The 26,794-nt window shown below is 68.1% G+C and carries 26 protein-coding genes; 22 read left to right on the top strand and 4 right to left on the bottom strand.

Annotation, left to right across the window (positions count from 1 at the left end):
* Window positions 1–16: 16 nt before the first annotated feature.
* Genes mftE through mftG form a run of 3 tightly spaced genes read left to right on the top strand, consistent with a single transcriptional unit; the run spans window position 17 to window position 3,638 of the window.
* Window positions 17–766 (top strand): mycofactocin biosynthesis peptidyl-dipeptidase MftE, encoded by a 750-nt coding sequence (mftE, locus tag RCP80_RS19155; protein WP_308479178.1) that lies wholly within the window; start codon window positions 17–19, stop codon window positions 764–766.
* Window positions 763–2,178: a mycofactocin biosynthesis glycosyltransferase MftF gene (mftF, locus tag RCP80_RS19150; RefSeq protein WP_308479177.1), complete on the top strand. Its 1,416-nt coding sequence runs from the start codon at window positions 763–765 to the stop codon at window positions 2,176–2,178. Before mftE ends, mftF begins: the two co-directional genes overlap by 4 nt.
* Complete coding sequence (gene mftG / locus RCP80_RS19145; protein ID WP_373693378.1) at window positions 2,175–3,638, top strand: mycofactocin dehydrogenase MftG; 1,464 nt, start codon at window positions 2,175–2,177, stop codon at window positions 3,636–3,638. Before mftF ends, mftG begins: the two co-directional genes overlap by 4 nt.
* On the opposite strand, the gene RCP80_RS19140 is transcribed toward mftG, so the two are convergent.
* Window positions 3,556–5,199: an MFS transporter gene (locus RCP80_RS19140; RefSeq protein WP_308479175.1), complete on the bottom strand. Its 1,644-nt coding sequence runs from the start codon at window positions 5,197–5,199 to the stop codon at window positions 3,556–3,558. The two genes, mftG and RCP80_RS19140, sit on opposite strands and share 83 nt — an antisense overlap.
* Before the next feature lie 65 nt (window positions 5,200–5,264).
* Here RCP80_RS19140 and RCP80_RS19135 point away from each other — a divergent pair, with 65 nt between their 5' ends.
* On the top strand, window positions 5,265–5,951 hold the full coding sequence (locus RCP80_RS19135; RefSeq protein ID WP_308479174.1) for a TetR/AcrR family transcriptional regulator: 687 nt from the start codon (window positions 5,265–5,267) through the stop codon (window positions 5,949–5,951).
* Here the strand turns inward: RCP80_RS19135 and RCP80_RS19130 are convergent.
* On the bottom strand, window positions 5,917–7,179 hold the full coding sequence (locus RCP80_RS19130; protein WP_308479173.1) for a cytochrome P450: 1,263 nt from the start codon (window positions 7,177–7,179) through the stop codon (window positions 5,917–5,919). The two genes, RCP80_RS19135 and RCP80_RS19130, sit on opposite strands and share 35 nt — an antisense overlap.
* A 165-nt stretch (window positions 7,180–7,344) precedes the next feature.
* Between RCP80_RS19130 and RCP80_RS19125 the strand changes: the two genes are divergently transcribed.
* Window positions 7,345–8,937 carry a carboxylesterase/lipase family protein gene (locus RCP80_RS19125; protein ID WP_308479172.1) on the top strand — a complete coding sequence of 531 codons (1,593 nt, stop codon included), beginning with the start codon at window positions 7,345–7,347 and terminating at the stop codon, window positions 8,935–8,937.
* A gap of 35 nt (window positions 8,938–8,972) precedes the next feature.
* Here the strand turns inward: RCP80_RS19125 and RCP80_RS19120 are convergent, their stop codons facing one another.
* Window positions 8,973–9,419 (bottom strand): hotdog fold domain-containing protein, encoded by a 447-nt coding sequence (locus RCP80_RS19120; protein ID WP_308482927.1) that lies wholly within the window; start codon window positions 9,417–9,419, stop codon window positions 8,973–8,975.
* 429 nt (window positions 9,420–9,848) lie between these two features.
* On the opposite strand from RCP80_RS19120, the gene rpsJ reads away from it, so the two are divergent.
* The 15 genes from rpsJ to RCP80_RS19045 all read left to right on the top strand — a co-directional run bounded on the left by rpsJ (window position 9,849) and on the right by RCP80_RS19045 (window position 22,012).
* Entirely contained in the window at window positions 9,849–10,154 is a 306-nt protein-coding gene (rpsJ, locus tag RCP80_RS19115; protein ID WP_003883485.1) for a 30S ribosomal protein S10, read from the top strand.
* Window positions 10,155–10,176: 22 nt separating this feature from the next.
* A complete protein-coding gene (gene rplC / locus RCP80_RS19110) occupies window positions 10,177–10,830 on the top strand; it encodes a 50S ribosomal protein L3 (protein WP_308479170.1) in 654 nt (217 codons plus the stop codon).
* Window positions 10,831–10,832: 2 nt separating this feature from the next.
* Complete coding sequence (gene rplD / locus RCP80_RS19105; RefSeq protein ID WP_308479169.1) at window positions 10,833–11,510, top strand: 50S ribosomal protein L4; 678 nt, start codon at window positions 10,833–10,835, stop codon at window positions 11,508–11,510.
* Window positions 11,510–11,812 (top strand): 50S ribosomal protein L23, encoded by a 303-nt coding sequence (gene rplW, locus RCP80_RS19100; RefSeq protein ID WP_308479168.1) that lies wholly within the window; start codon window positions 11,510–11,512, stop codon window positions 11,810–11,812. The genes rplD and rplW overlap by 1 nt, the downstream gene beginning before the upstream one ends.
* Before the next feature lie 40 nt (window positions 11,813–11,852).
* Complete coding sequence (rplB, locus tag RCP80_RS19095; RefSeq protein WP_308479167.1) at window positions 11,853–12,689, top strand: 50S ribosomal protein L2; 837 nt, start codon at window positions 11,853–11,855, stop codon at window positions 12,687–12,689.
* Between the two features lie 18 nt (window positions 12,690–12,707).
* Window positions 12,708–12,989: a 30S ribosomal protein S19 gene (gene rpsS / locus RCP80_RS19090; protein WP_011739061.1), complete on the top strand. Its 282-nt coding sequence runs from the start codon at window positions 12,708–12,710 to the stop codon at window positions 12,987–12,989.
* The gene (gene rplV, locus RCP80_RS19085; protein WP_308479166.1) at window positions 12,986–13,486 is read left to right on the top strand and encodes a 50S ribosomal protein L22; all 501 of its coding nucleotides are present in this window, start codon (window positions 12,986–12,988) and stop codon (window positions 13,484–13,486) included. Before rpsS ends, rplV begins: the two co-directional genes overlap by 4 nt.
* Window positions 13,486–14,319, top strand: a complete 834-nt coding sequence (rpsC, locus tag RCP80_RS19080; protein WP_308479165.1) for a 30S ribosomal protein S3 — start codon at window positions 13,486–13,488, stop codon at window positions 14,317–14,319. Before rplV ends, rpsC begins: the two co-directional genes overlap by 1 nt.
* 3 nt (window positions 14,320–14,322) lie before the next feature.
* Window positions 14,323–14,739 (top strand): 50S ribosomal protein L16, encoded by a 417-nt coding sequence (rplP, locus tag RCP80_RS19075; RefSeq protein ID WP_308479164.1) that lies wholly within the window; start codon window positions 14,323–14,325, stop codon window positions 14,737–14,739.
* The gene (gene rpmC, locus RCP80_RS19070) at window positions 14,739–14,972 is read left to right on the top strand and encodes a 50S ribosomal protein L29 (RefSeq protein ID WP_308479163.1); all 234 of its coding nucleotides are present in this window, start codon (window positions 14,739–14,741) and stop codon (window positions 14,970–14,972) included. The genes rplP and rpmC overlap by 1 nt, the downstream gene beginning before the upstream one ends.
* Window positions 14,972–15,280, top strand: coding sequence for a 30S ribosomal protein S17 (gene rpsQ / locus RCP80_RS19065; protein ID WP_308479162.1), 309 nt, complete (start codon window positions 14,972–14,974; stop codon window positions 15,278–15,280). The genes rpmC and rpsQ overlap by 1 nt, the downstream gene beginning before the upstream one ends.
* Window positions 15,281–15,405: 125 nt before the next feature.
* Entirely contained in the window at window positions 15,406–17,361 is a 1,956-nt protein-coding gene (locus RCP80_RS19060) for a hypothetical protein (protein ID WP_308479161.1), read from the top strand.
* Window positions 17,358–18,890, top strand: coding sequence for a hypothetical protein (locus tag RCP80_RS19055; protein WP_308479160.1), 1,533 nt, complete (start codon window positions 17,358–17,360; stop codon window positions 18,888–18,890). The genes RCP80_RS19060 and RCP80_RS19055 overlap by 4 nt, the downstream gene beginning before the upstream one ends.
* A complete protein-coding gene (locus RCP80_RS19050) occupies window positions 18,887–20,317 on the top strand; it encodes a glycosyltransferase (protein WP_308479159.1) in 1,431 nt (476 codons plus the stop codon). The genes RCP80_RS19055 and RCP80_RS19050 overlap by 4 nt, the downstream gene beginning before the upstream one ends.
* 12 nt (window positions 20,318–20,329) lie before the next feature.
* Window positions 20,330–22,012: a glycosyltransferase family protein gene (locus RCP80_RS19045; protein ID WP_308479158.1), complete on the top strand. Its 1,683-nt coding sequence runs from the start codon at window positions 20,330–20,332 to the stop codon at window positions 22,010–22,012.
* Here the strand turns inward: RCP80_RS19045 and RCP80_RS19040 are convergent.
* Window positions 21,996–23,066 (bottom strand): NAD(P)H-dependent amine dehydrogenase family protein, encoded by a 1,071-nt coding sequence (locus RCP80_RS19040; protein ID WP_308479157.1) that lies wholly within the window; start codon window positions 23,064–23,066, stop codon window positions 21,996–21,998. The two genes, RCP80_RS19045 and RCP80_RS19040, sit on opposite strands and share 17 nt — an antisense overlap.
* Before the next feature lie 158 nt (window positions 23,067–23,224).
* Here RCP80_RS19040 and RCP80_RS19035 point away from each other — a divergent pair, with 158 nt between their 5' ends.
* The gene (locus tag RCP80_RS19035) at window positions 23,225–24,298 is read left to right on the top strand and encodes an NAD(P)H-dependent amine dehydrogenase family protein (protein WP_308479156.1); all 1,074 of its coding nucleotides are present in this window, start codon (window positions 23,225–23,227) and stop codon (window positions 24,296–24,298) included.
* A gap of 88 nt (window positions 24,299–24,386) precedes the next feature.
* Window positions 24,387–26,738, top strand: a complete 2,352-nt coding sequence (locus RCP80_RS19030) for an arylsulfatase (RefSeq protein ID WP_308479155.1) — start codon at window positions 24,387–24,389, stop codon at window positions 26,736–26,738.
* Window positions 26,739–26,794: the final 56 nt, after the last annotated feature.

The raw sequence follows: 26,794 nt of genomic DNA, 5'->3' as shown, positions 1-26,794 counted from the left end.
AATCGGGGCACGCCAGGTGAATTGGGCCTACCATCGGCGGGTGGACTTGGGTAGCGAGTTGGGCAGCTCGGCAACGAGCGACCTGCTCGGCGTATCCGCCGTCCTGGTGGTGCCGGTGGGCTCCACCGAGCAGCACGGACCCCATTTGCCCCTGGACACCGACACCCGCATCGCCGAGGCGGTCGCGCGGACCGTGGTCCAGCAGGCCCAGAGCGCGATCGAATCCGGTCCCCGGTACCTGGTGGCGCCGCCCATCGCCTACGGCGCCAGCGGCGAGCACGAGGGTTTTGCCGGCACCGTCTCGATCGGCACCGAGGCGCTGCGGCACCTGCTGGTCGAGTACGGCCGGTCCGCGAGCCGGTGGGCGCAACGGCTGGTATTCATCAACGGACACGGCGGCAACGTCGCCGCTTTGGTCGAGGCCGTGCGTTTACTGAGGTCCGAGGGCCGTGACGCGGGGTGGTGCGGTTGCACCGTCAAGGGCGGGGACGCGCACGCCGGGCACACTGAAACGTCTGTATTGCTACATATTTCGCCGTCCGAGGTCAGGTTTGACCAATCGCGCCCCGGAAACTGCGCGCCGCTGGTAGACCTGATGCCGAGCATGCGTCGCGGGGGAGTGGCGGCAGTGAGTGAGGTGGGAGTGTTGGGGGACCCGACCACAGCAACGGCAGCGGCGGGCAAACGCCTGCTCGACGAGATGGTCGTCGGCTGCCGCGAGCGCATCCTCCGGTGGGCGCCACGCGCCGACGGGATGCTGACATGACTCAGACCCGGCTGCCCGACGGCTTTGCTGTGCAGGTCGACCGCCGGGTCCGGGTGCTCGGTTCCGGCTCGGCGCTGCTCGGCGGTTCGCCGACCCGGCTGCTACGGCTGGCGCCGGCGGCCCAGACCCTGCTCGCCGGCGGCCGCCTCGAGGTCCGCGATGCCGTCAGCGCGCAGTTGGCCCGCGCCCTGCTGGATGCCACGGTGGCGCACCCGAGGCCGGCCGGCGGCCCGTCGCATCGCGATGTAACCGTTGTTATCCCGGTGCGAGACAACCTGTCTGGGGTTCGGCGCCTGGTCGGGACGCTGCGTGGGCTGCGGGTCGTGCTCGTCGACGACGGCTCGGTGACACCGCTGCAGCCCGCCGACTTCCTCGGTGCCCACTGCGACGTCGAGGTGCTGCACCACCAGCAGAGCCGGGGGCCTGCCGCGGCCCGCAACACCGGTCTGCGGGTGGCCACGACCGACTTCGTGGCGTTCCTGGATTCCGACGTCGTGCCGCGCCGGGGCTGGCTGGAAGCGCTGCTCGGACACTTCTGCGACCCGACGGTGGCGCTGGTCGCGCCGCGGATCATCGGCCTCAACTCCGAGGACACCTTGGTGGGCCGCTACGAGGCGGTGCGCTCGTCGCTGGATCTGGGACAGCGGGAGGCCCCCGTGGTGCCCTACGGCACGGTGTCCTATGTCCCGAGCGCCGCCATCATCTGCCGCCGCTCGGCACTGACCGAACTCGGCGGCTTCGACGAGGCCATGCACTCGGGTGAAGACGTGGACCTGTGCTGGCGGCTGGTGGAATCCGGGGCCAGGCTGCGCTACGAACCGATTGCGCTGGTGGCCCACGAACATCGCACCCGTGTTCGGGATTGGTTGGGCCGCAAGGCGTTCTACGGAAGTTCGGCGGCGCCGTTGTCGAGCAGGCACCCGGACAAGACCGCACCGCTGGTGATCTCGGGGTGGACCCTGGTGGCGTGGGTGATGCTGGCCGTGGGCTCCCGGCTGGGTTACGTCGGGTCGCTGCTGGCCGCGCTGGCCAGCGGTGGGCGAATCTCCCGGTCGATGCGGGCCCCGGAGGCCCAGGCCGGTGATGTGGCGTTCGTGGCCGCGCGCGGACTGGGGATGGCGGCCGTGCAGTTGGCCGCCGCGCTGTGCCGGCACTACTGGCCGGTGGCGCTGGTGTTGGCCACGTTCTCGCAGCGCTGGCGACGGGTGGTCGTGATCGCGGCCATCGTCGACGGCGTCGTCGACTGGTGGGCGCGGCGGCGCAGCGCCATCCGGGACGACACCAAGCCGATCGGGCTGTTCGCCTATGTCGTGATGAAACGGCTCGACGACCTGGCCTACGGGGTGGGCCTGTGGCACGGGGCGCTGCGCGAGCGCAATCCGCGCCCGCTCAAGCCGCAGATCAGGGCGTGAACCCCGGACTGGAATCCGCTGCGACCCCGACGCACAGCGATGTGCTGGTGGTAGGTGCGGGCAGCGCTGGATCCGTGGTGGCCGAACGTCTTTCGGCAGATCCCTCGTGCTCGGTGACGGTACTCGAGGTCGGTCCCGGCCCGTCGGATCCCGGGGTTGCGGCGCTGACCGGCAACGGCGCGGTGCTCCCGGTCGGTGCGGGCAGTCCGCTGGTCGCGCGGTTCCGCTCGACGCTGACCGATGCCCCGGCCCGGACCGCGCACCTGGTCCGCGGCGCCACGGTGGGCGGGTCCGGGGCCGTCAACGGGGGCTACTTCTGCCGGGCGCTGCCGGGCGACTTCGCCGCGTGGGATCTGCCGGGGTGGCGCTGGGACGACGTCCTTCCGCACTACCTGGCGATCGAGACCGATCTGGACTTCGCGGGACCGCGGCACGGCGAGCGCGGGCCGATCCGGGTCCGGCGGACCAGCGAGATCGTCGGTAGCACAGCGCTTTTCCTGCAGGCGACGGCCGATTACGGGTTTCCCTGGCTGCCCGACCTCAACGACGGCGCGGTGCCGAACCTGCCGACGGGGATCGGACCGGTGCCGCTGAACATCGTCGACGGGGTGCGGGTCGGACCCGGCGCGGCCTTCTTGACGCCTGCGCTGACGCGGCCGAACCTCGCGGTGTCGGTGGGCCGACGGGCGTGGCGGTTGCGGTTCGCCGGCGGGCGCGCCGTGGGCGTGGACGTCACCGGGCCGGGCGGGCCGGCGGTGCTCACCGCGGATCGGATCGTGTTGTGTGCCGGCGCCATCGGGTCTGCGCAGCTGCTGATGCTGTCCGGCATCGGTGACGCACCGGCGCTGCGGCGGCTGGGAATACCGGTGGTGCAATCGCATTCGGTGGGCACGCACTGTTCGGACCATCCGGAGTGGGTGTTGCCGACCACCTGGACCGTCGAACCGCGCCGCCCGGTGCTGGAAGTGGTGCTCAGCCTGGCCGACGATCTGGAGATCCGGCCCTATACCGGTGGTTTCGTGAGCATGGTCGGCGACGGGACCAGCGGAGCACCCGACTGGCCGCATCTCGGTGTCGCCCTGATGAAACCGCGTTCGCGGGGCAGGGTGACGTTGTCGTCGTCGGATCCCGCGGTTCCGCCGCGCATCGAGCACCGCTACGATTCGGAACCCGCCGACGTGCAGCGGCTGCGCGAGGGTTCCGAGCTGGCCCGCGAGATCACCGGTGCTGCAACCGGTGTCGGTGAGCCGGCGTGGTCCACATCGCAACATCTGTGCGGCAGTGTCCCGATGGGCCGCGACGACGATCCGGCCGCGGTGCTCGACGAGCGGTGCCGGGTCCGGGGCGTCGAGGGGCTGTGGGTGATCGACGGTTCGATCATGCCGTCGGTTCCGAGTCGCGGTCCGCATGCGACGACGGTGATGCTGGCGCACCGGGCTGCGCAATTCGTCCTGCAGTGAGTCGACGAATGGGCGCGAACTGGCGGCCGTCGCGGCCCGGCGCCCAGAGGCCGATCAGCACCGCGGCGACGATGATCACCGCGGCCAGCGTCAGCAGCGAGGCGTGCAGACCCTCGACGAAGGCCGCGCGGCTCAGCTCGATCAGGCGCGCGCCCTGCTCGCCGAGTTGTTCGGCAACCGCGATCGACTCGCCGAGCGACCGCGCGGCCACGCCCCGAACCGGCTCGGGCAGCGAAGCCAGGTGTGGCGCAATGGCATTGGTGTATTGCGAGGCCAACAGTGAGCCGGCCAGCGCAATGCCGAGCGCGGCACCGACCTCGCGGGTGGTGTCGTTGACCGCCGATGCGACACCTTGTTTGTCGTCGGGAACCGAGTTCATGATCGCCGCCGTGGTGGGCGCGACCGACATCCCGATGCCGCAGCTGAGCACTACCAGGGGCCACGCCAGATCCCAATAGGGTGAGTCGATTTCGAGCATCCGTAGCCCGAGGTAGCCCGCCGCGGTCAGGATCAGGCCGACGAACACCACGGTGCGCAGACCCAACCGCGGCACATACCAGAACGACGTCGCCGACAGCAGCAGCATGGGCCCGCCCAACGGGGAGATGGCCAGCGCGGTCTCGAGTGCGCTGTAGCCCATCACCAGCTGGATGTGCTGCATGATCACGAAGAAGAAGCCGAACAGCGCCAGGAACAGCACCGTGACGGTGGCGGCCCCGGTCGCGAAGTTGACGTCGCCGAACAACCGGACGTCGAGCAGTGGGTGGGTGCGACGCAGTTCGATGATGCAGAACGCGACCGCAAGCAGCACGCCCGCCGCCAGGCAGCCGTAGACCGCGGGATGTTCCCACCCGTGCCGGGGTGCCTCGAGGATGCCGAAGACGAAGGACGCGACCGCGGCGCCGATCACGACGGCGCCGAGCCAGTCCAGCGGTTTTGGGTCGTCGTCGCGGGAGGTCGGCATGGTCATGGTCAGCGGGATCAGCACGGTCGCCGAGATCGCGAAGGCCCAGAAGATCGAGGGCCAGGTCCAGAAGTGCAACAGGATTCCGGACCCGAGCATGCCGACGAGGCCACCGATGCCGGAGACGCCGGCCCAGATGCCGACGGCCTTGGTGCGCTCCTGCGCGGGGAACGCGGTGGTGATCAACGACAGCGTGGCCGGCATCACCAACGCCGATCCGGCCCCGGCGGCCGCGCGGGCCAGGATCAGCAGATCGGCGCCGGACCAGATCAGCGGCACCGCCGAAGCCAGCGCGAACACCACCAGGCCCGCGATCAGGGCGCCGCGGCGGCCGTACCGGTCGCCGATCGCACCGGCCGGGAGCAGCAGGCACGCCAACACCAGGGTGTAACTGTCGACGATCCAGGTGAGCTGGGTTTGGGTGGCCGAGGTTTCGACGGCGATGTCGCCCAGGGCGGTGTTGAGCGCGACCATCGACGACATCACGAGCGCCACGCCGAGGCAGGCCAGGGTCAGCGTCCACAGCCTTGCGCGAGTCGAGAGCCCCGTCGTCGCGGGCTCGGTAGGCTGATCAAGCTGAACGGAAGTCTCGACCACCTCGGAAACCTCCTTCAGTGGCGGATGAACTTTCGAGACTAACAGTCTTGTAGAGCGGTGAACAGTTGCTGGACAAGGACGAACGCACGAAAGCCAGGGGGCGGACCGATCCGCGACCGGCGCGCTCCCGCGCGCGCCTGCTGGATGCGGCGACCACGCTGTTGCGCACCGGCGGGCCCAGTGCGGTGACCGTGGATGCGGTACTGCGCGGGGCCAACGTCGCGCGGGCCACCCTGTACCGCCACTTTCCCAGCGGGAACGATCTGTTGGCAGCGGCGTTCCAGAGCCTGATCCCGCCGGCCCCGATGCCGCCCGAGGACGGATCGCTGCGGGACCGGCTGATGGCGCTCATGGAGGCCTGGGCCGAACACATCGCCGAAGCGCCGGCGCTGCTGACCGCGATGAACTGGTTGGCGCTGGGCCGCGACCTCGAGCACCTGCCGGATGCTCAGCAGGACGGCTCGGTCAGCGACGCCGACAGCGTGGAGGTGCGCACCCTGCGGGAACGGATCGCACAGCAGTACGCCGCGCCGTTCGACGCGATCTTCGACAGCCCGCAGGCCACGGTCGAACTCGTCGAGTTCGACCGGGCCACGGCCATGACGTTGCTACTGGGTCCGCTGGTGACCGCCAAGCTTTCGACGCTGGCCGACGTCGACTACCGCGAGTGTGTCCGCGCGGCAGTCGACGGCTTCCTGCACGTCTACGGCCGGCCGATCAGCGCAACGAATACCGAATCGGCAGGTGCTTGAGGCCGCCGACGAAGGTGGTGGCCGAAAGCTCCGGCTCGCCGGCCAGTTCGATGGACTCCAGCCGCGGCAACAGCTCGGTGAACAGGCTGTTGATCTCCATCCGCGCCAGCGCGGCGCCGAGGCAGAAGTGCACGCCGTACCCGAATGCCAGGTGCTTGTTCGGGTCGCGACCGACGTCGAACTTGAACGGGTCTTCGAACACATCCTCGTCCCGGTTGGCCGAAACGTAGGCCAGATACACCGATTCGCCCTTGGCGATCGGCACGCCGCGCACCTCCGTGTCGGCGGTCGCGGTGCGCATGAACTCCTTGACCGGGGTGCTCCAGCGGATCATCTCCTCGACCGCCAGCGGCATCAGGCTCATGTCGTTCTGCAGCCGGGCCAGTTGATCCGGGTTCTCGATCAGCGCGTGCAGGCCGCCGGAGATCGCGTCCTTGGTGGTGTCGTGCCCGGCGGTGGCGACGATGACGTAATAGGACAGCGTGTCCATGTCCGTCATCAGCTCGCCGTCGATGGTGCCGTTCGCGATCGCCGAGGCCAGGTCCTCGGTCGGGGTCTCGCGGCGCGACGTCGTCAGCTTGTTGAAGTAGGCGAAGAAGTCAGCCAGCACCGCGAGGAGGTCTTCGGTGGTGTCGCCGCGCTGATGCTCGACGTCGTCGCCGCCGAACAACTCCTGGGTGAGCTTGAGCATTCGCGGGAAGTCCTCTTCGGGCAGGCCGAGCAGCGAGAGGATCACGTACAGCGGATAGTTGACCGCGATCTCGGTGACGAAGTCGCATTCGGGACCGATGTCGCGCATCCGGTCGACGTAACGCTTCGCCAGCTCGGAGACGCGCTCCTGCAGCGCACGCATGGCCTTCGGACGGAACCAGTCCGCCCCGATCTTGCGCACATCGCGATGCAGCGGGTCATCCATGTGGATCAGGGTGCGCAGCCCGATGCCGGCATCTTGTTGTGCCTTGATGACGTCCTCGCCCTCGGCCGGCATCAGCAGCGGCCGGGGGTTACTGATGAACAGTTCGTTGTCGCGTTCGATGTCCATGATGTCTTCGTGCTTGGTGATCGCCCAGAACGGGCGATAGGGCTCGAAGTCGACCCAGGCGACCGGTTCATTGGCCCGCAACCAGGTCAACGCGGTGTGCAGCCGATCGTCGTCGGCGTAGGCGGACGGGTCCGCGAGCACCCGGGCCTGCTCGCTGGCCCGGCGGTCGGTCATCGGCGTGGTCATTCAAGCTCCTCACGTCTGCGACAGTGCAGATTTGACAGGTGTCAGGTACCAGTCTCGTCGATAAATCCGTTTAGCGGAAGCGGTTTCGGAAACTTCGCGACTCGGCCCACGAAAGCAACTTCGGTCCGGCGGCGTCCGTCCGCGGCTGCCGTAGGCTGATTTGTTGTGCCACGCCGATCGATCCGCGCGCTGGCGTTGACTTCGCTGCTGCTGCTGCTGCTCGGTTGCAGCGCGGGCGCCCAGCATGTCGAACCCGCGGCGGCCCCCGGTCTGGGTGCCGGCGTGGTGGACACCACCGCCGGCACGGTGCGGGGTCAGGTGGCGCCGGGGTATCAGGTTTTCGAGGGCATTCCGTACGCCGCGGCCCCGGTCGGCGCACTGCGATGGGCTCCGCCGCAGCCCCCGGCGCGGTGGGAACAGATGCGCGATGCCAGCAGCCCCGGACCGCGCTGCGTGCAGGACGTCGCGCTGGATCCCGGCTCCAATCAGGACTATTCCGAGGACTGCCTCTCGCTCAACGTCTGGAGTCCCGAGGGGGCGTCGGGCCGGCCGGTCATGGTGTGGATACACGGTGGCGGATTCGCGAACGGCAGCGGCGATCAGTACGACGCGAAGTGGCTGGTCACCGAGGGCGACATCGTGGTGGTCACGCTGAACTACCGCCTGGGTGCGCTCGGCTTTCTGGCACACCCGGCCGTCGGTGACGGCAATTACGGGCTGGCCGATCAGCAGGCCGCGCTGCGGTGGGTGCGGGACAACATCGCGCGCTTCGGCGGGGATCCCGGGCAGGTGACCATCGCGGGGGAGTCCGCCGGGGCGGTGTCGGTCTGCGACCACCTGGTCGCGCCCGGATCGGCGGGTCTGTTTCGGGCGGCGATCATCCAGAGCGGCCCGTGTCAGCGCCAGCCGTGGTTGCCCGCGGCCCGCGCCGCCAGCCTCGACTACGCGCGCTCGGTGGGTTGTCCCGAACCGGCGACCGCGGCCCGCTGCCTGCGCGCCCTGCCGGCCGCCGAACTGGCGGGTTCCCCGCGCTACGCCTGGATCGGCGACGCCGGCCTCAGCGGCCCGGTACTCGGCACCGCGGACCTGCCGGTGGACCCCGTCGCCGCGCTGGGCAGCGGGCAGATCGCGCGGGTACCGGTGCTGATCGGGACGACGCGCGATGAGTTCACGTTGTTCACCGCCCTGGAATATCTGCGCGAGAGACGCCTACCGAGCGCCGCGGAGTATCCGGCCGAGCTGGCCGAGGTGTTTGGGGCCGACGCCCGGGCCGTCGCCGCGCGTTATCCACTCGACCGGTACGACGGCAGCGCGGCGCTGGCGTATTCGGCGGCGGTGACCGACGGGATGTTCGCCTGCGTGGCGGACCGGATGGCCGTCGGGTTGGCGCGCGGGTTGCCGCCCGCGGCGGTGTACGCCTACGAATTCAACGACCGCACCGCGGTGGCGCCGGAACCGTTGCGCACCGTGCCCTTTCCGGTGGGCGCGAGCCATTCCCTGGAACTGCGTTACCTGTTCGACGTCGGCGGTGCTGCCCCGCTCAGCCCCGCCCAGCGCGAACTGTCCGACGAAATGGTCGAATTTTGGAGCGAATTCGTCAGCACCGGGGTCCCCGCGGCGGCCGGGGCGCCGGCATGGCCGGCCGTGCTCAGCGAGGCCTCGGACCCGCGGATGTCGCTGCAGCCCGACGGCAGCCGGGTGAGCACCACGTTCGACCGGGACCACCAGTGCGACTTCTGGGCCGACTTGGCGCATTAGCGCCGCCGGCGAACAACCCTGCCGGGACCTCGCACCTAGGCCGGCGTCACCCAGGTGGTGATGTCGGCGTGCACGACCTCGGTGCCGGCGCGGTCGGTGACGCTGACCGGGACCACGAGTTCGGCGCCCGCGGTGATCGCGGTGAAATCCGGCGGTTCCAGCCGCGCGGTGGCCCGCAGCGACGTGGTGGCCTTGGCCAGATAGGTCACCGTCATCGACTTGGGGATCCAGCGGTGGCTGCGCGGCACGGTGGCCTCCATCAACATGCCCATGGCGACCTCGGCCGCATTGCACGACGCGATCGCGTGCACCGTGCGCAGGTGGTTGCGGACGAAGAACCAGTTCGGCACCGACACCTGCGCCAACCCCGGTTCCATCCGCTCGACGTGCGGCAGCACCGAGGCGAAATAGGGGACGCGGGCCATCGCGGCGGCCGAGAACAGCCGGGTGCCGGCCGGCAGTCGTTCGAGGCGCTGCCACATCCGGTAGGTGCCGCTGGGCTGGTGCTGGGCCGGGAACACAGCGCCACCCTACCGGCGAGTAAGATGGCGTGGCGGCGGCCATGGATTCGGTCGGCGGGCCCCGTCGCGGCGGGCCGGGAATCCAGGTCGTCCGGCAATTTGGACGACGTGCGATCTTCAGGCATACTATTCGGGTTGCCCTGAGCCAGGTACTGGCCCCGGGCAGACGACCGGCGCCCGTACGGGCGCGTCCGGTCCCAATCTACGATCGCGGCGAGAAATTCAGCGCGACACGAGGCTGCGTAGGGTGACACACCCGACCGCGGGGGCCGGTGAACCAGAGACAGGTAAACAGCGGCGGCACAAGAGCGCGTGAGCGTTCGGGCACCACAGTTTGAGCTCGACCGGGTCCCAATCGGGGCCTGGTCACGACAGTGAGGTAGGAGAAGCGTGGCGGGACAGAAGATCCGCATCAGGCTCAAGGCCTACGACCACGAGGCAATCGACGCCTCGGCGCGCAAGATCGTGGAAACGGTCACCCGTACCGGCGCCAGCGTGGTCGGGCCCGTGCCGCTGCCAACCGAGAAGAATGTGTACTGCGTGATTCGGTCTCCGCATAAGTACAAGGACTCGCGGGAGCATTTCGAGATGCGCACACACAAGCGGTTGATCGACATTCTCGACCCGACGCCGAAGACCGTTGACGCTCTGATGCGCATCGATCTGCCGGCCAGTGTCGACGTGAACATCCAGTAGAAGCCCCAGGAGAATCACAGAAATGGCTAGAAAAGGCATTCTGGGCACCAAGCTGGGTATGACGCAGGTGTTCGACGAGAACAACAAGGTCGTTCCGGTGACGGTCGTCAAGGCCGGGCCCAACGTCGTGACGCGTATCCGCACCCAGGAGCGTGACGGTTACAGCGCGGTGCAGTTGGCGTACGGCGAGATCAGCCCACGCAAGGTGAACAAGCCCGTCACCGGTCAGTACGGCGCCGCCGGGGTCAACCCGCGCCGCCACCTGGCCGAGTTCCGCCTCGACGACGAGGCCGCCATCGCGGAGTACGAGGTCGGTCAGGAACTGACCGCCGAGATCTTCGCCGATGGTGGCTATGTCGATGTGACCGGCACCAGCAAGGGCAAGGGCTTCGCGGGCACCATGAAGCGGCACGGCTTCCACGGACAGGGCGCCAGTCACGGCACCCAGGCCGTGCACCGCCGGCCCGGTTCGATCGGTGGCTGCGCCACCCCGGGCCGCGTCTTCAAGGGCACCCGGATGTCCGGCCGGATGGGCAGTGACAAAGTCACCACGCAGAACCTGAAGGTGCACAAGGTCGACGCCGAGAACGGCGTGCTGCTGATCAAGGGCGCCATCCCGGGACGCAACGGCGGACTGGTCATGGTTCGCACCGCGATCAAACGAGGTGAGAAGTAGAGATGGCCAGCCAAGACTTTCTGAAGCTCTCCGTGCTCGCCCCCGGGGGCAAGCAGGACGGCACTGTCGAGTTGCCCGCCGAGCTGTTTGACGTCGAGCCGAACATCGCGCTGATGCACCAGGTGGTCATCGCGCAGCGTGCGGCCGCCCGGCAGGGCACGCATTCGACCAAGAGCCGCGGCGAGGTTCGCGGTGGCGGTCGCAAGCCGTACCGGCAGAAGGGCACCGGCCGGGCCCGTCAGGGTTCCATCCGCGCGCCGCAGTACACCGGTGGTGGCGTCGTCCACGGCCCCAAGCCGCGCGACTACAGCCAGCGCACCCCGAAGAAGATGATCGCCGCCGCACTGCGCGGGGCGCTCTCGGACCGGGCGCGCAACCAGCGCATCCACGCGGTCACCGAAATCGTGAGCGGCCAGACCCCCTCGACCAAGAGCGCGCGGGAGTTCCTCGAGTCGCTCACCGGTCACAAGAAGGTGCTCGTCGTGATCGGCCGCGCCGACGTGGTCAGCGCCAAAAGTGTCAACAATCTGCCTGGCGTGCACGTGATCTCGCCGGATCAGCTGAACACGTATGACGTGCTCAACGCCGACGACCTGGTGTTCTCGGTGGAGGCGCTCAACGCCTACATCGAGTCCAACTCGAGGTCTGCAGGGACTGAGAAAGAAGAGGTGTCGGCCTGATGGCAAACGTGACTGACCCCCGCGACATCATCCTGGCCCCGGTCATCTCCGAGAAGTCCTACGGGTTGATCGAGGACAACGTGTACACGTTCGTGGTGCATCCGGATTCGAACAAGACGCAGATCAAGATCGCGATCGAGAAGATCTTCAAGGTCGAGGTCGACTCGGTGAACACCCTCAACCGGCAGGGCAAGCGCAAGCGCACCCGCACCGGCTATGGCCAGCGCAAGAGCACCAAGCGCGCGATCGTGACCCTGGCCGCCGGCAGCAAGCCGATCGACCTGTTCGGAGCCCCGGCCTAACCGCCGGCCAGGACGCAGAGACCAGAAAGACTTAGTAGACATGGCAATTCGCAAGTACAAGCCGACGACCCCCGGTCGCCGCGGTGCCAGCGTCTCCGATTTCGCCGAGATCACTCGCGACCATCCGGAGAAGTCGCTGGTTCGTCCGCTGCACGGCAAGGGCGGGCGTAACGCGCACGGCCGTATCACCACCCGGCACAAGGGCGGTGGCCACAAGCGTGCCTACCGCCTGATCGACTTCCGTCGCCACGACAAGGACGGCGTCAACGCCAAGGTTGCACACATCGAGTACGACCCGAACCGGACCGCCAACATCGCGCTGCTGCATTTCCTGGACGGCGACAAGCGCTACATCATCGCGCCGCAGGGCCTCAAGCAGGGCGACGTGATCGAGTCGGGCGCCAACGCGGACATCAAGCCGGGCAACAACCTGCCGCTGCGCAACATCCCCGCCGGTACCGTCATCCACGCGGTGGAACTGCGGCCCGGCGGCGGCGCGAAGCTGGCCCGCTCGGCCGGTGTCAGCATCCAGCTGCTGGGTAAGGAAGGCGCCTACGCGTCGCTGCGGATGCCCTCCGGTGAGATCCGCCGCGTCGACGTGCGCTGCCGCGCCACCGTCGGCGAGGTCGGCAACGCCGAGCAGGCCAACATCAACTGGGGTAAAGCCGGCCGGATGCGGTGGAAGGGCAAGCGCCCATCCGTCCGCGGTGTCGTGATGAACCCGGTTGACCACCCGCACGGTGGTGGTGAGGGTAAGACCTCCGGTGGTCGCCACCCGGTCAGCCCGTGGGGTAAGCCCGAGGGCCGTACCCGCAAGCCCAACAAGCCGAGCGACAAGCTCATCGTCCGACGCCGGCGCACCGGCAAGAAGCGCTAGCCCGGAAAGGAAGCACAGATGCCACGCAGCCTGAAGAAGGGCCCGTTCGTCGACGACCATCTGCTCAAGAAGGTCGACGTGCAGAACGAGAAGAACACCAAGCAGGTCATCAAGACCTGGTCCCGTCGGTCGACCATCATCCCCGACTTCATCGGCCACACCTTCGCCGTCCACGACGGTCGCAAGCATGTGCCGGTGTTCGTCACCGAGTCGATGGTCGGGCACAAGCTCGGCGAGTTTGCGCCGACGCGGACCTTCAAGGGTCACATCAAGGACGACCGGAAGAGTAAGCGGCGATGAGCACAACTGTTGTTACTGAATACCCGTCCGCGACGGCCAAGGCTCGGTTCGTGCGGATCTCGCCGACCAAGGCACGTCGGGTGATCGACCTGGTGCGCGGCAAGTCCGTCACCGAGGCCCTCGACATCCTGCGGTGGGCGCCGCAATCGGCCAGCGAGCCGGTCGCCAAGGTGATCGCCAGTGCAGCCGCCAACGCGCAGAACAACGACGGTCTGGACCCGGCAACGCTGGTGGTCGCGACCATCCACGCCGACGAGGGCCCGACCGCCAAGCGCATCCGGCCGCGCGCCCAGGGGCGGGCATTCCGGATCCGCAAGCGCACCAGCCACATCACGGTGATCGTCGAAAGCCGCCCGGACAAGAAGAAGAGCGGCGGGACCTCGGCCAGCGCCGCGCGTTCGCGTCGGGCGCAGGGCAGCAAGGCTGCCGGCGCGAAGACCGCCCAGACCACTTCGAAGACCAAGGCTTCTGAGGAAGCGAAGGGAGGCTCGCAGTAGTGGGCCAGAAGATCAACCCCCACGGCTTCCGTCTCGGCATCACCACCGACTGGAAGTCCCGGTGGTATGCCGACAAGCAGTACGCCGACTACGTCAAGGAAGACGTCGCGATCCGCAAGCTGCTGGCCACCGGCCTGGAGCGCGCGGGCATCGCCGATGTCGAGATCGAACGGACCCGGGACCGGGTTCGGGTCGACATCCACACCGCCCGCCCCGGCATCGTCATCGGTCGCCGCGGCACCGAAGCCGACCGCATCCGTGGCGACTTGGAGAAGCTCACCAAGAAGCAGGTCCAGCTGAACATCCTCGAGGTCAAGAACCCCGAGTCGGTGGCGCAGCTGGTGGCTCAGGGTGTCGCCGAGCAGCTGAGCAACCGCGTGGCGTTCCGCCGCGCGATGCGCAAGGCGATCCAGTCGGCGATGCGTCAGCCCAACGTCAAGGGCATCCGGGTGCAGTGCTCGGGTCGCCTCGGCGGCGCGGAGATGAGCCGCTCGGAGTTCTACCGCGAGGGCCGCGTCCCGCTGCACACGCTGCGGGCCGACATCGACTACGGCCTGTACGAGGCCAGGACCACCTTCGGCCGGATCGGCGTGAAGGTCTGGATTTACAAGGGTGACGTCGTCGGCGGCAAGCGTGAGCTGCCCGTCTCCGCACCTGCCGGCGCCGATCGTCCGCGTCGTGAGCGTCCGTCGGGCACCCGGCCGCGCCGCAGCGGCGCCTCGGGCACCACTGCGACGAGCACCGACGCCGGGCGCGCCGCCTCAGAGGCACCGGTGGCGACCGAGGCACCCGTGGCCTCGGCTGCGGCCACCCCGGAAGCAACGGAGAGCTGAGTCATGCTGATTCCGCGTAAGGTCAAGCACCGCAAGCAACACCACCCGAGGCAGCGGGGTATCGCCAGCGGCGGCACCACCGTGAGCTTCGGTGAGTACGGGATCCAGGCGCTCGAGCATGCCTATGTCACCAACCGGCAGATCGAAGCCGCTCGTATCGCCATCAACCGCCACATCAAGCGCGGCGGCAAGGTCTGGATCAACATCTTCCCGGACCGCCCGCTGACCAAGAAGCCGGCCGAGACCCGCATGGGTTCCGGTAAGGGCTCGCCCGAATGGTGGGTGGCCAACGTCAAGCCGGGACGCGTGCTCTTCGAGCTCAGCTACCCGGATGAGAAGACCGCACGGGACGCACTGACCCGTGCTATCCACAAGTTGCCGATCAAGGCACGCATCGTTACCCGAGAGGAGCAGTTCTGATGGCAGTGGGAGTTTCCGCTGGCGAACTGCGCGAGCTCACCGACGACGAGCTGACCGAGCGCCTGCGCGAATCGAAGGAAGAGCTGTTCAACCTGCGGTTCCAGAATGCGACCGGCCAGCTGAACAACAATCGTCGGCTGCGCACGGTGCGCCAGGAAATTGCGCGCGTCTACACGGTGCTGCGCGAACGTGAATTGGGTCTGGCCGCCGGACCCCAGGGTGAGGATTCCTAATGGCAGATGCACAAGCAAAGGACAAGGGTCCTAAGTACACCCCGCGCACCGAGAAGCCGCGCAACCGTCGCAAGACGGCCATCGGCTACGTGGTGAGCGACAAGATGCAGAAGACCATCGTGGTCGAGTTGGAATCGCGCAAGAGCCACCCGCTCTACGGCAAGATCATCCGGACCACCACCAAGGTCAAGGCCCACGACGAGAACGGCGACGCCGGCATCGGCGACCGGGTGTCGTTGATGGAGACCCGGCCGCTGTCGGCGACCAAGCGCTGGCGCCTGGTCGAGATCCTCGAGAAGGCGAAGTAGAGGCCACGTAGCCAAACCCGTAGCGCCGCAAGGCGCTACGCGCAGAACCCCCGTACGCCGGTTGGGCGACGGGGGTTTTCGCATTCATGTTTGCGGTTGCGGCGTTGCGGCTACGCTGACCTGCGATGAAACAATCTATCGCGGCCTGTGCAAGGTTGCTGGCGGCAATCACACTGATGACTTTGCTGGTTTCGCCGGTGGCAAGGAGTCAGCCCCCGGAGGAGTTGGGTGTCTCCGTCGCGCCGACGCTGCCCTTGGTCGAGCTCGGGGCTGTGCCCCAGCTGGCCTTTTACGGAACGCAGGGCACCGAATCCCTGGAAATCCCGGTCCCCCCAGGGTTGAATCCCGTGGCGCTGACCGCGATTACGCAATTGCCCGTGAATGTGCGGAGCGCCGCGATCACCGTCATGCAGGACGACCGAACGATTGGCCGGGTCGAGATGCCGCCGGGCGAAAGTGCGCCCGTGGTGATCCCACTCGAAGGTGTCCGGGTCGTGGACAACGCGGCGCACGTCATGTTGCGCACCTATCTGATCCCCCTCGACGGCTACTGTCTGGACCCGTCCAACCCGCTGCGGTTGTCGGAGGCCGGCGTGACATTCGCCGGCGTCGAGCACGTTCCCACCGCGGTGGCGGATTTCCTGCCGCCGGTGCTACGTCAGCTCAGCATCTTCGTCGACGACGATCCGTCCCGCGCCGAGACCAACGCCGCGGTCCGGTTGGCGACGGCCGTTGCCGCGCATTACGGGACCCAGAATCCCGGCATCGAACTGCTGCCGTTGCGGGACGGCCAACTGCTGCCCGAGGCGCCCTCGGCGCCGCTGCAGCGCCACATCGTGATCCGGGAAGACGCCGAGGCGGGGGTGTCCCTACGAGGCACCGGCGGAGTACCGGCGCTGCTGGTGGCCGGCCCCGCCGAAGAGTTGGGCAACCAGAGTCGGCTGCTGACCAGCGATCTGAACCGGCTCGCGATCGCCTCCAAAGCCGTTGCGGGTCCGCTCAGTTCGACCCCACAACTTCCCGGCGACCAGACCACGCTGCGTCGGCTCGGCCAGCCGGGGGTCAATGCCACCGCGATGTCGCCCCAGGTCTCGATCGGTTTGGACCAGACTCGGCTGGGGCGCTCGGTGCGCGATGTGCGGGTACACCTGCGTGGCGACTACACGCCGCTGCCCGGCTCGGTCGCCGGGCAACTGGTCGCCTCGATCGGCGGCGAAACCGTCGACCGCTGGCCGGCCGATGCCACCGGCGACATCGACCGCTGGGTGGACGTGCCCGACCATCTGATGGAGCGCTACACCTCGCTCGGTGTGCGGTTGGACATCAGCGGCAACACCGGCCGCTGTGGTGAATTCCAGCCGCTGACGTTGACCATCGACGGCGACAGTCCGGTGCACAGCAGGCTCGCGGAGCCGCCGGTTCGCGGTGGGTTTCAGTCGTTGCCGCAAGCCCTGCTGCCGCGCGCGGCCGTCGGCGTCGACGGTGGATTCGACGACGCCCGCAGGGCGGTCGTGTTGCTGGCCGGCCTGCAGCGCCTCAGCGCGCTGCCGATCGACACCGCGGTGATGTCGGTGCGCGAGGCCATCGACGCTGCCGGCCCGGCGGTGCTGGTCAGCGCAGCGGGGTGGACCGACGAGCGCATCACCCTGCCCGTCACCGCCGGTGCCGACGGCGAGATCAGTGTCGAGCGCCCCGATCCACCGGACGGAACCCAAGTGGCGAGCACCCTGGAGCTCGACCCCGGCCTGGCCTGGGGCTCGCTGCAAACGGTCTACGACGGCGAGCGCAGCGTGCTCATCGCGACCTCCAACAATGCCCCCGAGCGCCTCGACGCGCTGCTCGGCTGGCTCGGCAACGACGTCCAGCGGTGGTCATCGCTGTCCGGCACCGCGTTGATCGCCGCGCCGGACCGGGAACCGGTGCTGATCTCCACCGCGCCGTCGGTGCCGGCCGCTGCCGCGGCGACCGCGGACCGGTCGTCGCTGTATCTGGGTCTCGCCACGGCGCTGGGCGTGCTGCTCGTTGCAGCGGCCGGCGTCGTGATCTACCGGCGCAGCAGGCATTCCGAAGGCCGGCCTTGACGGTCGCCGAGGTCGAGGAGCGCCGGTCGTGGGGCTCCGCCGTGCTGCAGCGCTACCTGGCACTGTCGCCGCCCTATCGGTTGGCACTGCGCTGGGCGCTGATCCTGGGGTGTGCCGGCGTGGCGTTCTCCGACAGCGTGGCCACCTCGGCCCACACGGCGGCCGTGGGCGGTATCGGCGGCTACGTGTGGCTGGTGCCCGGCGCGGCCGCCCTCGCCGCGGTGGGCGTGGCACGACGCGATCGGACCGAGCTGCCGATCCACGACCGACAGACCGACATCATCGTCGGCACCATGGGACTGATTCTCGCGCTGCTGGTCCAAGCCGTACTGGCGCCCCGCTTTTCGCTGTACTTCCACCTGCTGCGACTCGACCTGGTCGCGATGTGGTTGTTCGTGCTCTCGGCGGCGATCGTGCTGTTCGGACTGCGCCCCGTGATGCGGTTCCGCCACGTCTGGGCGCTGTTGTTCATGGTGTTCACGCTGCCGTACTTCTTGTCGGTGGTGTTCCTCGGCGGCGGCAAGTTCGCCGCCGGCGCCTCCACGATGATCATCGCCGCCGTGGCGACCGGCGTCGCGGTGCGCACCACCGTGCGGCGCGGGGCGATCGGCTCCCTGTATGCGTGGCTGGTGGGTTTCAGCGTCCTGACCCTCATCGGGGTGTTCTTCGAGGATGCGCCGATGCTGGTCTACCAAGAGGTTCCGGTGCTCGTCGCGATCGCCGCAGTCGGTGTCTTCATGTATCTGCAGGCCCGGCGCGGTCAGCCCAAACGGCTGTTCGACCGCAGGGTCGAGCCGTTGGCCGCCAATCAGGTGTGGGCGGGCGTGCCGCTCGTCGTGGGGGTGACCATTGCACTGGCACTCATTCCGCTGCCTGCGGGAGCATCCGCGACCGTCATCACCCATGCCGGGCCCGCCGAGCTCGTTCCGGGGCGTCCGTTGGCCACCCCGGCCGGCTGGGACACCACCGAGCAGCACACCTATGACGGCATGAGCCGGTTCTACGGCCAGCACGCGGTGCTGTTGCGCCAGCAGATGACCGCCACCACCGGAGATCCCCGCTTCGACAAGGACTCTCGGCCCCGAACGGTGGTCGTCGACAGTATCGTGAGCCAACGGCCGCTCTCGTTCGACACCTTTCACGGGCGAATCATCTACAACATGGCCAATGCCCGGCTCAGCGATCCTCGGCGCGTCGACCTCGGGCACGGGGTCAGCGGCGACCTGCTGTCGGTGGTCGACGACAACCTGCTCATCACCTGGAACTCGTTGCGATTCGCGTGGGGCACGGACGAGGAGATCGCCCAGCGCGTCACGATTTTCGCGGTCGACAACCACGAGCCCGATGCGCCGTTCCCGGAGCCGACCACCACGCTGGCCTCGACGCTGCGGACCATGTTCACGTTGCTGTTCCGTGGCAACGCGGTGCTCGACGAGCGAACCCCGAGTTTCAAGGACGCCGAACTGCTCACCGAGTTCGGCCGGGAGTTGGTGGCGACGCAATTCGAATCGGTGGCGGTGACGCGATGAGTACCGAGCACGCCTTGCACCGGGCGATCAACGGCCTGCGTGAGGACCATCCGCTGCGCTCGGCCTCGGTCCCGGTGATCGGGTGGCAGCGGGTGGCGCTGTGGTCGCTGTTGGTGCTCGTGATCGTGTGTGCCGCATGGCAACCCATGACCACCGCCGTGGTGCTCATCGGTCTCAGCACGGCCGGCTACCTGCTCACCATGGGGGATAGGTTGTTGATCTTCCGGCAGGGACTGGCGTCGCGCGCGATCGTCATCGCCGATGAGCGGGCCCGGGCGACCCCCGATGAGGACCTGCCCCGGTACACGATCCTGGTGCCCGCCTACAACGAACCGGAGGTGGTCGGCGACCTGATCGGGGCGATGGCGGCCCTGGAGTACCCGCGCGACAAGTTGCAGGTGCTGCTGTTGCTCGAGGCCGACGACGACGTCACGATCGCCGCGGCGAAGGACTGCGCGGACTCCGATGCCATCACCATCTTGTTGGTGCCGCCCGCGGAGCCGCGCACCAAACCCAAGGCCTGCAACTACGGTCTGCACTTTGCCACCGGGGACATCGTCACGATCTTCGACGCCGAGGACCTGCCCGAGCCGTTGCAGCTGCGCCGGGTGGTCGCCGCGTTCGGCGACCTACCCGAGGATGTCGCCTGCGTGCAGGCAAAACTGGTGTACCACAACGGTCACCAGAACATCCTGACCGGCTGGTTCACCGCCGAGTACGGGCTGTGGTTCGGCTATCTGCTACCGGGCATGATGGGCTCGACGTCCCCGATTCCGTTGGGCGGCACGTCCAATCACCTCCGCCGTGAGGTTCTCGACGAGATCGGCGCGTGGGATCCGTTCAATGTCACCGAGGACGCCGACCTGGGGCTGCGGATCGCGGCCAACGGTTATCGCACCGCGGTGATCGACTCGTACACGCTCGAGGAGGCCAACAGCGACCCGATCAACTGGGTGCGGCAGCGCTCCCGCTGGTACAAGGGGTATCTGCAGACCTGGCTGGTGCACATTCGTCGGCCCGTTCAGTTGCTGCGCACGCTCGGCCCCCGCGGCTTCGTCCGATTCAACCTGGTGTTGGCCGGCACGCCGATCATCGCGGTGCTGAACCTGGCGTTCTGGCTGATCACCGTGGTGTGGTTTCTCGGTCAGCCCGCACTGGTCGAGGCGGTATTCCCGTGGTACATCTACTTTCCCGCGTTGGTCGCCCTGGTGCTGGGCAACGCCGCCACGCTTTACATGAACCTCATCGCGCTGCGCGAGGACGACCGCTCCGACCTGTTGGTGGCCGCGCTGACGGTGCCGTTGTTCTGGGTGATGATGAGTGTCGCGGCGGCCAAGGGCTGCTATCAGCTGATCCGCAACCCGTCTTACTGGGAGAAGACCTTTCACGGTCTGGCCGAACGGCCCACCGAGGCGGAGGCCGAGTAGGTGCCGGGATCGGTGGCCCGTGGCTGGTCGGGGCGACGTCTGCTGGTCGCCGTGTTCTTCGTCTGCTTCGCGCTCTACGCCGCGGTCGGCTACTGGCTCCAGGTCCGCCACGGGTTCATCATCGGCGACGCGCTGTCCCGCGTGGCGGCCGCGCAATCGGTGCTGTTCAGCCGCGACCCCCACCTGGCGGCGATCGGGTTCATCTTCACCCCGCTGACGGCGCTGGCGCAGGTGCCGGCGCTCCTGCTGAGCCCGGTGTGGCCGGATATCGCCGAGCGAGCGTTCTCGGGCAGCCTGATGTCGGCGGTCTTCATGGCCGGGGCCGTCATCCAGATCCTCGGGATGGGCCTGGACCGCGGCCTGCCCCGGGGCTACGCGCTGGCGATCACCGCGATGTTCGCGCTGAACCCGATGATCGTGTTCTACGGTTCCAACGGGATGAGCGAGGCGCCGTTCATCTTCTTCATGACCTGGGCGGTGCGCCGGTTGATCCGGTGGATGGTCGACGACGACGTGCATCATCTGGTGGCCGCCGGTGGTATCGCGATGGGCCTGGCCTACCTGACCCGCTACGACGCGGTGGCGTGCATCGCCGCGGCCGGTCTGCTGGTGGGTGCCACCACCTATCGTCGCGCGCGCCCGGCGCCGCGGTTGCGGCGCGCCATGCTGGACACGGTGATGGTCAGTGCCCCCGGCACGGTGGCGTTCATCGGCTGGGTGGGGGTCAGCTGGTTGATCACCGGGGCGGCCTTCGCCCAGTTCACCTCGCAATATGGAAACACTGCGATCCTGGCGCAATCGGGTCAGGTCACCCAGACGTTCGGCGCGGGTCTGCTGTTCGCGGTTGCGTGCATTGCGCTGCTGGCACCGACCCTGGTGCCGATCACGTTGTGGTGTGTGGCGCGGCGGTGGGGCACCCCGAACTGGCAGGTGGTGCTGGTACCACTGTCGATCTACGGTGCGGCGCTGGCGTTTCAGGCAGTCAGTTACGCCTCCGGGTCGACGTTTCCCTTCCTGCGGTTCTACATCATCGCGGTCCCGTTGACGGCCTGCCTGGCGATGCTCGCGGTCCCGGACGGGGCGCTGGCGGCCGCCAAGCGGCGGGGCCGGTATGCGCCGGTGCCGGCCCCGGTCGACACCCGAAGGCACTCCCGAACCGGCTACGTCGTGGTGGCGCTGTTGTTCGCGGTCAGCCTGCCGATGACCGCGTGGGGGATGAGCCTGCCGCAGTACGCGCCGCAGGAATACGCCCTGGCGACGGTGCTGGCACCGGACCGCCACGCCGTCTCCGAACACAGTGCGCTGCAGCGCCGCATCGCGGCGAGCTTCGCCACCGAACGCAAGATTTCCGACTACCTCGAGGGCCTCGGGCTGCCGGACAGTTCGGTGATCACCGACACCGTGCACGGATTCGCGATCTTGGCGGCCACCGATCGGCCCAAGATCTTCGTCATCCCGTCGGATCCGGACTTCACCGCGCTGCTCAACGATCCGTCCCTGGGTGGGATCAAGTACCTGTTGGCGGTTCCGCGGGAGGGTCGAGGGGTCTCCGATGCGCTGAACCTGCGCTACCCGACGCTGTACGAGACCGGTGCCGAGATCGCCACGCTCGAGCTCGAGATCCCCAATGACGGTGACAGCCTGCCTGATTGGCGGCTCTATCGGGTGAACGAACCCGTCATCGATCAGCAGTAGCCCGGCGCACCAGACCACGGGGCGCGACCAGTCCGAGGTCGAGGTGGGTGACCCAGCCCGGCGGGGCATCGCACACCGACGGGATCGCGTTGGTCGCCGCCATCGCGGTCCAGGAGTAGCCGGGGTGGCTCATGGTGCCGTCCGGCCGCTCGACGCCGGCAAGCGTGAGTTCGGTCGCCGGATCGCCCTCGATGACGATTCGGTACCGGGTCTTGCCCCAGTCCCAGGCCGGCTCCAGGTCGTCGGGCCCGCCCGTGGTGTAGATCGCGTGGAAGACGATGAGCGGATCGCTGCCCACCCAGGCGGTCCAGACGTGATGCTGCGCCGCGACGGTGCCGCGGGGTATCACGCCCAGTTCATGCGCGATGTCCGCGGTCGCGGTGGCCACCGTCACCTCCGCGGACACCTCGTCGATGTCCACCCCCAACCCGTCGGCGATCAGGTGCATCGACTGGGCGAAGAACGGAACGCCGAGCCCCAGAATCGTGGGCGCCCCGAGGAACTCACCCGCCGACTTCCCGAAACCGAGCCAGTCGATGTGATCCAGCGGCGCATCGGACAGGACGTTGACGACTTCGTAGACCTCGATCTTGTCGATTCGGCTCGCGACCCGGGCCAGCGTCAACGGCAGCACGTCGCCGGCGTAGCCGGGATGGATTCCCGCGCCGTGAAAGGAACTTCCGCCGTCGCGGCACGCCGCGCGGATGCGATCGCCGGCGTCGCGGAAGTCCGGCGAGGGGTGAAAGAACCCACTGGTGGTGACGACGTTCTTGCCCGAGCGGAGCAGCCGGCAGACGGTGTCCACGTCCATGATCACCGGCGTGTAGAACACGCAGTCGGCGTCGAGGGCGATCACGGCCTCGACATCGTCGGTGGCGACGACGCCGGTGGGCGCGATACCGACGATGTCGCCGGCGTCCCGCCCGACCTTGTCCGGGGTGTGCACCAGCACACCGACCAGTTCGAACACCGGGTTGCTCGCGAAATGTCGCACACCCACTTGCCCGACATCGCCGGTCATCCACTGGATCACGCGGTAGGTCTGCTGCGGCATCGGCCACTCCTGGTGGGATCGGGTGCTGTCACGACGCTGACGACACTGACTTCAGTCAATATAGGTCGGCGCGGATAACTCCACATGCCCATCGGCGAGCCGGCAGTTGTGCGAATCTGAAGCGATCGGTGACCATCGAGCGAAAGCGAACCCCGCGGATGCGAAGAGTCGTGCAATTCTCCACCGGCAATGTCGGCCGTCACTCGCTGCACGCGATCATCGGTCGGCCGGATCTGGAACTGGTCGGGGTGCACGCGGCGAGTCCGGACAAGATCGGCCGCGACGCCGCCGAATTGTGCGGACGCAGCGAACCGACCGGCATCATCGCGACCGACGACATCGAGGCCCTGGTGGCGCTGGCGCCCGATTGTGTGGTCTACACCGCGCAGGGCGAGACCCGCCCGATGGCGGCGATCGAGCAGATCGCGACGTTCCTGCGGGCCGGCATCAACGTCGCGTCGACCTCGATGGTGTGGCTGGTGGCGCCGCGCCTGGCCGACGACTGGCTGCGGGTGCCGCTGGAGCAGGCCTGCAAGCAGGGCAATTCGTCGCTGTATGCCAACGGAGTCGACCCGGGGTACTCCGGGGACACCGAGGTGTTCAGCGCGCTGAGCCTGGTCACCCGCGCCGAATCGATCACCGTCCAGGAGATCTTCGACTACGCCAACTATGATGACTTCGAGTTCACCGGCACCACAATGGGTTTCGGTCTCGGTCCGGACGACGAGACGCCCCCGCTGTTCCTGCCCGGGGTGCTCACGAACCTGTGGAGCGGACCGATCCGCAATCTCGCCGGCCTGCTCGGGATCGAACTCGACGAGGTCCGACAACGCATCGAACCCTGGTACGCCACCGACACGATCGAATGCATCATGACGACGGTGGAGCCGGGTCAGATGGGCGCGATCCGGTTCGCCGTGGAGGGGGTTCGCGACGGTACGCCGGTGATCACGATGGAACACATCACCCGGTTGACCGCGGCCGCCGCGCCGGACTGGGAATACCCGCCCGACAACCACACTGGCGTACACCGCGTCGTGGTCGAAGGGGAGCCGCGGGTCGAGATCAACACCCACGTGTCGCATCCGAGGCTGGACACCACCGACGCGGGTTGCATCTCGACGGCGGCCCGCGTGGTCAACGCGATCGACTGGATCTGTGCCGCCCCCAGCGGGTTGCTGTCGATCGAAGATGTGCCACCAGCCGCGCTGATCCGGGGACTGATGTGGTGATCCGCCGCGCGATTCGGGCCGGTTCGGCGCGGCGGCGCGGTAGGGTCCGAACACATTCGGGTGTGATCACAGGGTAGGGGTTGGACCGATGGGCACGGACTTCAACGGCAAGATCGAACTGGACATCCGGGATTCCGAGCCCGACTGGGGTCCGTTCGCCGCCCCGACCGCGCCGGCGGGTGCGCCCAACGTGCTGTATCTGGTCTGGGACGACATCGGCATCGCGACCTGGGACTGCTTCGGGGGACTTGTCGAGATGCCCGCCATGAGCCGCATCGCCGACCGCGGGGTGCGGCTGTCACAGTTCCACACCACCGCGCTGTGCTCGCCGACTCGGGCCGCCCTGCTGACCGGACGCAACCCCACCACGGTGGGGATGGCCACCATCGAGGAGTTCACCGACGGATTCCCCAACTGCAGCGGGCGCATTCCCAACGAGACAGCGCTGCTGTCCGAGGTCCTCGCCGAACGCGGCTGGAACACCTATTGCGTCGGCAAGTGGCACCTGACCCCGCTGGAGGAGTCGAATCTGGCTGCCAGCAAACGGCATTGGCCGCTGGGCCGCGGCTTTGAACGGTTCTACGGCTTCCTGGGCGGCGAGACCGACCAGTGGTACCCGGAGCTGGTGTACGACAACCATCCGGTCAGCCCGCCGGGGACCCCGGAACAGGGCTACCACCTGTCGAAGGACTTGGCCGACAAGACCATCGAGTTCATCCGCGACGCCAAGGTGATTGCGCCGGACAAGCCGTGGTTCTCCTACGTGTGCCCGGGCGCGGGCCACGCGCCGCATCACGTGCCCACCGACTGGGCCGACCGTTACCGGGGCCGCTTCGACATGGGCTACGAGCGCTACCGCGAGGTCGTGCTGGAAAATCAGCAGCGGATGGGCTTGGTGCCCCAGCACACCGAACTGTCCCCGATGAACCCCTATCAAGACGTGACCGGCCCCGGCGGCGAGCCGTGGCCCGAGCAGGACACCGTCCGGCCGTGGGAATCGTTGAACGATGAGGAGAAGCGGCTGTTCGCCCGGATGGCCGAGGTCTTCGCCGGATTCCTGAGCTACACCGACGATCAGATCGGCCGAGTCCTCGACTATCTCGAGGAATCGGGTCAGCTGGACAACACCATCATCGTGGTGATCTCCGACAACGGCGCGTCCGGCGAGGGCGGGCCCAGCGGGTCGGTCAACGAGGTCAAGTTCTTCAACGGCTACATCGACACCGTCGAGGAAAGCCTGCGCTACTACGACGAACTCGGCGGGCCCTCGACCTACGGCCACTATCCGATCGGCTGGGCGATGGCGTTCAACACGCCCTACAAGCTCTACAAGCGGTACGCCTCCCACGAGGGCGGCGTCGCCGATCCGGCGATCATCGCCTGGCCCAATGGCATTGCGGCACACGGCGAGATCCGCGATGTCTACGCCAACGTCTGCGACGTCACCCCGACGGTGTTCGACCTGCTGGACATCTGCCCGCCCGCGACCGTGCGCGGCGTCGCACAGAAACCGCTCGAGGGGGTGAGTTTCGCTGCGGCACTGAAGGATCCGGAATTCCCGACCGGTAAGCACACGCAGTTCTACACCATGCTGGGCACCCGGGGTATCTGGCACCAGGGGTGGTTCGCCAACACCGTGCACGCGGCGTCGCCGGCCGGCTGGGGGCACTTCGACACCGACCGCTGGGAGCTCTACCACATCGAATCGGACCGCAGTCAGTGCCGCGACCTGGCCGACGAACACCCCGAGCGCCTCGAAGAGCTCAAGGCGCTGTGGTTCAGCGAGGCGGCCAAGTACAACGGGTTGCCGTTGGGCGACCTCAACATCTTCGAAACGCTGGCCCGTAGCCGGCCCTACCTGGTCGGGGAGCGCCAACGGTTCACCTACTACCCGGATACGGCCGAGATCGGGCCCGGAGCCGGCGTCGAACTGCGCGGCCAATCGTTCTCGGTGCTGGTCGAGGTGACGGTGGACACCCCCGAAGCCGAGGGTGTGCTCGTCAAGCACGGCGCCGGGCACGGCGGCCATGTGCTCTACCTCGCCGGCGGTGCACTGCACTACGTCTACAACTTCATGGGCGAGGACGAACAGGCCGTGGCGGCGCCCGACGTGGTGGCCACCGGCGAGCACGTGTTCGGGGTGCGCTTTGAGCGGTCCGGGGCCGTCGAGGGCAGCCACACGCCGCTGGGCACGGTCACGCTGCATGTCGACGACGTCGTCGTGGCCACCCGCGCCGACGTCCGCGCCCATCCCGGCACCTTCGGGTTGGCCGGGGGCGGGCTCGCGGTGGGGCGCAACGGCGGCCAAGCCGTCTCGGCGGCCTATACCGCGCCGTACCCGTTCACCGGTGGCGTCATCGCCAAGGCCGTCGTCGACGTCTCGGGCGCGCCGTATGTGGACATCGAACGCGAACTCGCGGCGGCCTTCGCGAAGGACTGACCCGAGACGCCCCGATAACCTGATCCCGTGGCGCTCACCGAACTGATCGAGCTGCC

It is taken from the genome of Mycolicibacterium sp. MU0053 (assembly GCF_963378095.1).
Lineage (GTDB): Bacteria > Actinomycetota > Actinomycetes > Mycobacteriales > Mycobacteriaceae > Mycobacterium > Mycobacterium burgundiense.
This window is presented reverse-complemented; position numbering and strand designations above follow the sequence as displayed.

Excerpts from the sequence above, each read along its gene's own strand:
- RCP80_RS19060 (WP_308479161.1), top strand. The coding sequence starts at position 15,406 with ATGAAACAATCTATCGCGGCCTGTGCAAGGTTGCTGGCGGCAATCACA.
- RCP80_RS19030 (WP_308479155.1), top strand. The coding sequence starts at position 24,387 with ATGGGCACGGACTTCAACGGCAAGATCGAACTGGACATCCGGGATTCC.
- rpsS (WP_011739061.1), top strand. The coding sequence starts at position 12,708 with ATGCCACGCAGCCTGAAGAAGGGCCCGTTCGTCGACGACCATCTGCTC.
- RCP80_RS19050 (WP_308479159.1), top strand. The coding sequence starts at position 18,887 with ATGAGTACCGAGCACGCCTTGCACCGGGCGATCAACGGCCTGCGTGAG.
- rplC (WP_308479170.1), top strand. The coding sequence starts at position 10,177 with ATGGCTAGAAAAGGCATTCTGGGCACCAAGCTGGGTATGACGCAGGTG.
- RCP80_RS19120 (WP_308482927.1), bottom strand. The coding sequence starts at position 9,419 with ATGTGGCAGCGCCTCGAACGACTGCCGGCCGGCACCCGGCTGTTCTCG.
- RCP80_RS19040 (WP_308479157.1), bottom strand. The coding sequence starts at position 23,066 with ATGCCGCAGCAGACCTACCGCGTGATCCAGTGGATGACCGGCGATGTC.
- rplD (WP_308479169.1), top strand. The coding sequence starts at position 10,833 with ATGGCCAGCCAAGACTTTCTGAAGCTCTCCGTGCTCGCCCCCGGGGGC.
- rplB (WP_308479167.1), top strand. The coding sequence starts at position 11,853 with ATGGCAATTCGCAAGTACAAGCCGACGACCCCCGGTCGCCGCGGTGCC.
- rplW (WP_308479168.1), top strand. The coding sequence starts at position 11,510 with ATGGCAAACGTGACTGACCCCCGCGACATCATCCTGGCCCCGGTCATC.
- mftF (WP_308479177.1), top strand. The coding sequence starts at position 763 with ATGACTCAGACCCGGCTGCCCGACGGCTTTGCTGTGCAGGTCGACCGC.
- rpsQ (WP_308479162.1), top strand. The coding sequence starts at position 14,972 with ATGGCAGATGCACAAGCAAAGGACAAGGGTCCTAAGTACACCCCGCGC.
- RCP80_RS19130 (WP_308479173.1), bottom strand. The coding sequence starts at position 7,179 with ATGACCACGCCGATGACCGACCGCCGGGCCAGCGAGCAGGCCCGGGTG.
- rplV (WP_308479166.1), top strand. The coding sequence starts at position 12,986 with ATGAGCACAACTGTTGTTACTGAATACCCGTCCGCGACGGCCAAGGCT.
- RCP80_RS19035 (WP_308479156.1), top strand. The coding sequence starts at position 23,225 with ATGCGAAGAGTCGTGCAATTCTCCACCGGCAATGTCGGCCGTCACTCG.
- rplP (WP_308479164.1), top strand. The coding sequence starts at position 14,323 with ATGCTGATTCCGCGTAAGGTCAAGCACCGCAAGCAACACCACCCGAGG.
- rpmC (WP_308479163.1), top strand. The coding sequence starts at position 14,739 with ATGGCAGTGGGAGTTTCCGCTGGCGAACTGCGCGAGCTCACCGACGAC.